The organism is Asticcacaulis sp., assembly GCF_027484505.1.
In the GTDB taxonomy this organism is placed as follows: Bacteria; Pseudomonadota; Alphaproteobacteria; order Caulobacterales; family Caulobacteraceae; genus Asticcacaulis.
Window position 1 is genome coordinate 1 of the sequence record NZ_JAIXSV010000138.1, and the last position, 6,623, is coordinate 6,623.

Sequence of the window (6,623 nt, forward strand, 5' to 3'; positions counted from 1 at the left end):
GCCCGCTCTCGCAAATCCATCGATAAAGGACGACCCATCACTTCCTCCTGTCGGAAAAAGTGAATCAGATCCTCTCTGATTTGGGAATCCCGATTCAGCTAAATTTCATACCGATCTAGACGACAACAGATTTACGTGTGGGCGGTCGGTCGGGATGACGGCCAAAATGTCGCAGGGTCAGACACGGCCTGATCGGCAATACGGACATCCATGCCACCCGTGGCAGCGTAAACCCTCTAAAAGGTGTATCTATGTCTTTTAAGCCGCCTCTCCTTAAGCCCTCCGCCATGCCCGCCGGACCCGCCTCGCGCCTTCTGGCTCTGGGCGGTCTGGCGGCCTCTGGCCTGGGTCACGTCGTTAAGGAAAGCGCCAGGCAGATGTCGCGGGGGCAAAAACCCGACCTCGCCAGCCTGTTGTTCGATGAAAGCAACGGCCTGCGTATGGCGGATCAACTGGCGCGGATGCGCGGGGCGGCTATGAAGGTGGGTCAGATTCTGTCGATGGACAGTGGCGACATCCTGCCCCCCGCCTTCACTCAGGCCTTAAGCCGCCTGCAACAGGAGGCCCACATCATGCCGCGCGATCAATTGGAACGCGTTTTGCGCGGGGCGTGGGGCGATGACTGGCGTCAGCATTTCGTGCGCTTTGAGCTGACGCCCTTTGCCGCGGCCTCCATCGGTCAGGTGCACCGGGCGCAACTGAAAAACGGCGAGGTTCTGGCCATCAAGGTGCAGTTTCCGAATGTGGCGAAAACCATAGACTCCGACGTCGCCAATATCGCCGGGCTCCTGAAACTGCTGGGCGTGGCGCAGAAGGTGAAGGACCTGCCGGACCTGATCGAGACGGCGCGCGTACAGCTTCACGAAGAGGCAGACTACTTACGCGAAGCCGCCCACATGGCACGCTATGCCGAGGCCCTGTCCGATGACCCGACCTTTGTGGTGCCGCGCGCCCATGCGCCGCTCCTGCGTCCCAACATCCTGCCGATGGATTTCGTCGAGGGGGAGCCGGTTGAGACGCTGACGCACGCCCCCGCCGCGACCCGCAATCAGGTGATGGAGACGCTGTTTGGTCTGGTCCTGCGCGAATTGTTTGACCTCAGGCTGATGCAAACCGACCCCAACTTCGCCAATTTCAAATGGCGACCGCAAACGGGGCAGGTCGTGCTGCTCGATTTCGGGGCAACGCGCGCCGTGCCCGACACCACGATTGAGGCGTACCGCACCCTGATGCAGGCCGGCCTCAACGAAGACCGCGAAGGGCTGATCGTCGGTTTAAGCGATATCGGGGCAGTCAATGAAGCCGTCCTGACCACCCATCGGGCGCGGCTAAATGCCATGCTCGACATCATGATCCAGCATCTGAGGCAACCTTTGCTGGATTTGTCCGACCGCCGCTTTGTGCCCCTGATCCGTGAAAAGGCGCACGAAATCGCCATGGATCAGACGACCTGGCAAAGCCCGCCCGCCGATACCCTGTTCGTGCAGCGAAAGCTCAGTGGCATGGCGCTTCTGGGGGTACGCATGCGCGCCACTATCCCCTTGCGGGGCATGGTGGCCGCCGCGATCGGCTAAAACCGCTTGCCGCACATTCCCGCAAATTCGGTCATGGCAAAGAAAATATCTCACATTTTCTCACATTTTTTGACCATTTCGCACAGCTGTCACACATTACCTATAGGCTAACCCCGAATGTCGCGCGGTACTGCTGCGCATTGCTTCAGGACGGGAGTCACCGATGTTACGCAGCCTGCGATCTCTCACCCTTGCCACCACGGCCCTTATGGCCCTCTGCGCGCCCGCCATGGCCGAGCCATCGCGGCACGTCATCATCATCGGTGTCGATGGTCTGAGCACCGACGGTGTGCGCACCGCCAAAACACCGGTCATGCACGAGATGATGAAGACCGGCAGCTCCAGCCTGCACGCGCGCGGCGTCCTGCCGACGACCAGCGCCGCCAACTGGGCCTCGATCCTCAATGGTGCGGGCCCGGAACAGCACGGCGTGACTAAGAACGACTGGCAGGTCGGGGATTTCAACTTCCCGACCTCGGTCACCGGTTCGGGCGGCTTCTTCCCCTCCCTGTTTCAGATCGTCAGCGATCAGCACCCGGACTGGGAGGTCGGGTCCATCTATCAGTGGGACGGTTTCGGCAATCTCTACGACCATCGTTTCGTAGATTTCGACGTTAACCCGAAAACCGAGGACGAAACGGCGCAAGTGGCGGCCGACTATATCCGTCGCAAGAAACCGAACCTTTTGTTCATTCACCTCGATCACGTTGATCACGTGGGTCACGGCGACGGCCACGGCACGCCTCAATATTATCAGGCCGTCGAAAAGGCTGACCGCCTGATCGGCCTGATCCGTCAGGCGACCGTTGACGCCGGGATCGACAAGGAGACGACCATCCTTGTCACCTCCGATCACGGCGGCGTGGGTAAGGGGCATGGCGGTGAAAGCCTGGCCGAGCTGGAAATCCCGTGGATCGCTTACGGTTATGGTATCAATCCCGGCCGCACCGTCGATCAGCCCATCAACACCTTTGACACGCCCGCCACTGTGGCGAAGCTGCTGAACGTGAAAATCCCTTATGCGTGGCTGGGCCGTCCAGTGGCGCTGGCGCTGGAGGGCGACCCCGCTCCGGAGCAGATCTATCGTACCAGCAGCTTCTACGCCATGCCGGTGATCGAGCCGGTCAATGCAGGCAATTCACCCTCCGGTGGCCTGTTCGTCAACACCAGTGCTTCCTTAAGCATCCGCAATCCGAACCCGGTGGGTGAGGTGCGCTACACGCTGGACAACAGCACGCCGACAGCCACATCGACCCTGTACACGAAACCGGTGGCCATTACCCAATCGACCATCGTGCGCGCCGCCCTGTTCGTGGACGGCAAACCGGCCAGCGTGCCGACGACGGCCTATTTTCGTATCGTCGCGGACACGCCCGCCGCGCCCAGGGGCGTCAGCTACCGCGTCTATGCCCTGCCCGAAGGGACGGCGCGTCTGCCGGACTTTAGCCGCCTGAGCCCCATCGCCAGCGGCCACGCCTATGAGTTCAGCCTGGACGGCCTCACCCTGCCGCAGACGGACAATGTCGCCGTGGTGTTCGAAGGCGATCTCGATATAGCTACGGCGGGCAGCTACGGCTTCATTCTGGCCTCCGACGACGGCAGCAAGCTCTATATCGACGGACGCACGGTGGTTGATAATGACGGCGACCACGGCGTCGTCAGCGCCAATGGTTCGGCCGACCTCACGCCCGGCAAGCACCGCGTGCGCGTCGAATACTTCAATGGCGGCGGCGGGTCGTGGCTGGGGGCCTATTATCAGGGGCCGGGCGTCGCGCGTCAGTTTATCAACGCCAACCGTCTGACGCCGGTTAAGTAACAACCTATAGGGCTCAGGTTTCGCCTGAGCCCTATAGGTTCGCAAGCCGGTACCAGAGGGCTTCAAGGCCGGGCAGCACGCGCTCTATGGAGTCGCGATTACGCAGCCATTTGTCGGCCGCAGGCGCCGTATGGGTATGGCGCGACAGCGGCAGGGCAGCGGCGGTGCGGGCCTGAAGCGCCGCATCAAATGCCACCTCGGCAAACTCGCACAGACGGCGCGTGACGCCCGCCGGATCGGCCAGAAACTCGTGATAGGCGACGGCGGTCCAGTCCTCGTTCGGCAGGGACTGAAGATCATCGAGCGCGATCTGGTTGGTGCTGCGCCACTGCCAGGCGGCGACGGTTTCCAGCGGGGCCCCGCTCATCATCTGCCAGCCGGGGGGTAGAAGCAGCGACCACGGCCCCTCCCAGCCCGGCAAGGCGCGATAGGTGACCCAGCCCCCGGCCTTCCACGCCTCCATGATCGAACTGACGTTTTCGCGCGGGTCTCGCCACAGGAAGATGAAGCGCGCATCAGGAAAGACCCGCTTCAGGAAAGGAATACGCAAAGCATTTTTGGGCGTTTTTTCCAGCAGCGGTGCACCCTCTGAAGGGGGCGCGCCCTGCGGACCCTGCCGCCGGTTACGCGCCATTTCACGGATCGCCGCAATCAGGTCAGGCGTCGCCTCAGCAGCCCCCAGCCGGTTGGAATCAATCCCCGGCGCGCCGGGACGTAAGGCTGCGTGATCCTCGATCAGCCAGTGGGCTTCGCCGCCAAAACTGTTGAAACCGGGCGTCGCGGCCAGGGTCTCATAGAGCAGGGTGCTGCCCGATCGCGGCGCAGCAATGATAAAGACCGGACGGTCCAGCGCCCCTCGCGCCATTGTACGAGCCGCCGGGGGGCGCGGTTGCGCTTCGGCCACCAGATGTTGCAGAACACGCTTTTCCAGCACCAGCCGCGCACTGGCTCCATTGGTGCGCATGACCAGTCCGTCGGACAACTCACCCGCCCTGTCCTGAACAGCCGCTTTCAGATGGCGGAAGGCGTCGAGCCCCTCGCCCGACGTGCCGTGCAGGCCGCACAGTTGCCGCCAATCGAAGACAAAGTTATCGAGCAGCGTATGGAAGGCCTCGGCCTGGGTCTCAGGCATGGTGGCCACCAGTTCGCCGCGCAAATCCTCGATCAGCCCCTGCACCTCAGCGGCGGGCATGATGACAGAGCGTTCATTGGTTTCGGTCAGCAGCGGCATTTGCGCCTGCGGGTCGAAGGCGACGCGCGGCCACTGATCGCGCAGCGGCGGCGCGGCCGTGGCAAAGTGCCAGAAGCCCGCTGTTCCGGTCGTGTCGGCGACCAGATGAATGCGCGGGTGGTCAGCGCGGTTTTCGACGTGGTGCCGCCGCCAGTTGTCGAAGATCCACGCTTCGCCCGCGCCCATATGTAAGGCCTCACCGTCGCAGTGGAAGCGCACTTCGGAGCGGGTGAAGACCGGTATGTGCAGCCGCACGCGGGTATGCCAGTGATAGTTGATATCGGCGTGTTCGGGCACACCCGTGCCGGGATCGAGACGCATCAGGCGCGAGCGGCTCCACACGACGCCAAACCCCGCCAGCACCTGCTTCAGATAGGGCATGGCCTCCAGCCACGGCGTCGGGCGCATGGTGCCGTGCACGGCATCCGTCTCCTGCCCCTCGGCGCTAATCAGGCGCGCCGCGCTGTTGCCCGGCACGCGGTCCGGATGCGGCACCCAGGCCTGCGCCGGCAGGGCGGCGACCTCGGCCTGCAAACGCGCCACATCGAACAGGACGGGCAACTGATAGAAGGGACGCGACAGACGCATCGGCTACTCCCGATATCGGTTTACGGCATCGCCCAGCGCGGCCCGCAGATCACCGAGCCACGGCGCATAGGCCTGCCACTGGGTAAGACCGGCGCGGCTTAAGGGCTGACGCACCTGTTCGGAGCTGGGGGTACGGATGCTGCGTTGCGTCTCGTGAAAACGCAGGCAGGCGGAAGCGAACGGCAAATCACAATAGTCGAGCAGACGCCGCACCCCACCCTCCAGATCATCGACCAGAGCCTCGTAAGACACGCGCAGGACGCGACCCGGCAGCACCGTGTCCCAGTGGCGCATCAGGTCGAGACAGGTGCGATAATAGCGGCCAATATCCTGCGCCGCGTAGCTAAATTCCTGATTGGTGGTGCCGAACAATTGCTTGAGATTGCTGAAACCACAGGCCATGGGTTCGCGGCGCACTTCAATGATCTTTGCCCTAGGCAGGATGAGGTGGATCAGGCCGATATGCCAGATATTGTTCGGCATCTTGTCGAGAAACAGCGGTCGCCCCAGCCGCCGATAGGTGCGCGTCTCCGACAGATAACGCGCCCCAAGCGCCTGCGCCTCGGTCTTGGTCAGGCGCAACAGGGCTTCGGGCTCAAGCGGCAGGCCGCACGCCGGATCACGTCCGCAACGTTCGGCCACATAGCGGCTGATCTCGGTCAGCTCCTGCGTCCCCTCGACCTGCGGGTGCGAGGCCAGTATCTGCTCGATCAGGGTCGAACCCGAACGCGGCAGGCCAATGATGAAGATCGGGTCAGCGTCGTCAACGCCGAAGCCCGCCCGGTCACGGAACACCTCTGCCGTGAAGACGGTGCGAAGACGTTGCGCGCAGGCTTCGGCCACCTCTGGCCGCCAGCGGCTCAGCGTCCGCCGCAGGGCATTGCCGTGTTCATAGTGCGCCCAGGAGGCGGCGTAGTCGGCGCGATCCTCAAACGCCTTGCCCAGAGCGAAGTTGAGATAGATGCGATCCATCGTCTGTGTGTCCGGCCGCGCTTCGGCGGCGCGCAGGCGGGCAATATCGGCCTCGGAGAAACGATAGGTCTTGAGATTGGCCAGACTGAACCAGGCGACGCCATTGTCGGGCCGCGCGACAAGCGAGGCCTGATAGTCGGCAATCGCCTCGGCCTGACGCCCCGTGACCTTCAGGGCATTGGCCCGCCACAGGCGCAGGTCGGCGGCCTCCGCCCCAAGGGGCGGTGTCGTGGCCAGCAGTCGTTCATAGAGGTCGATGACCGGCTCATGATCACCCAGCGCCACCGAGGCCGCGCCATAGTGTTTGAGATAGTCGCGATTATCCGGCTCAACTTGCAGCAGTTGCAAGGCCTCCTGCCGCGCCGCCAGAGGCTTCTGAAGGTGCAGCAGCACCATGCCGTAATCGAAACGCGCCGCGTGATAGTCGGGGGCCAGTTCCAAC

General features: G+C 63.2%; 4 protein-coding genes. 2 read left to right on the forward strand and 2 right to left on the reverse strand.

From position 1 onward, the window contains the following. Positions 1 to 287: 287 nt before the first annotated feature. Together Q0072_RS09020 and Q0072_RS09025 are read left to right on the forward strand one after the other, a co-directional pair. Positions 288 to 1,574 (forward strand): AarF/ABC1/UbiB kinase family protein, encoded by a 1,287-nt coding sequence (locus Q0072_RS09020; RefSeq protein ID WP_298328758.1) that lies wholly within the window; start codon positions 288 to 290, stop codon positions 1,572 to 1,574. A 163-nt stretch (positions 1,575 to 1,737) separates the two neighbouring features. Continuing rightward, a complete protein-coding gene (locus Q0072_RS09025) occupies positions 1,738 to 3,390 on the forward strand; it encodes an alkaline phosphatase family protein (RefSeq protein ID WP_298328760.1) in 1,653 nt (550 codons plus the stop codon). Positions 3,391 to 3,421: 31 nt separating this feature from the next. On the opposite strand, the gene Q0072_RS21905 is transcribed toward Q0072_RS09025, so the two are convergent. After that, positions 3,422 to 5,209, reverse strand: coding sequence for a sulfotransferase (locus tag Q0072_RS21905; RefSeq protein ID WP_366941793.1), 1,788 nt, complete (start codon positions 5,207 to 5,209; stop codon positions 3,422 to 3,424). Positions 5,210 to 5,212: 3 nt separating this feature from the next. Beyond that, positions 5,213 to 6,623, reverse strand: a 1,411-nt coding sequence (locus tag Q0072_RS09040; RefSeq protein WP_298328762.1) for a sulfotransferase, incomplete at its 5' end; no start/stop codon positions are given.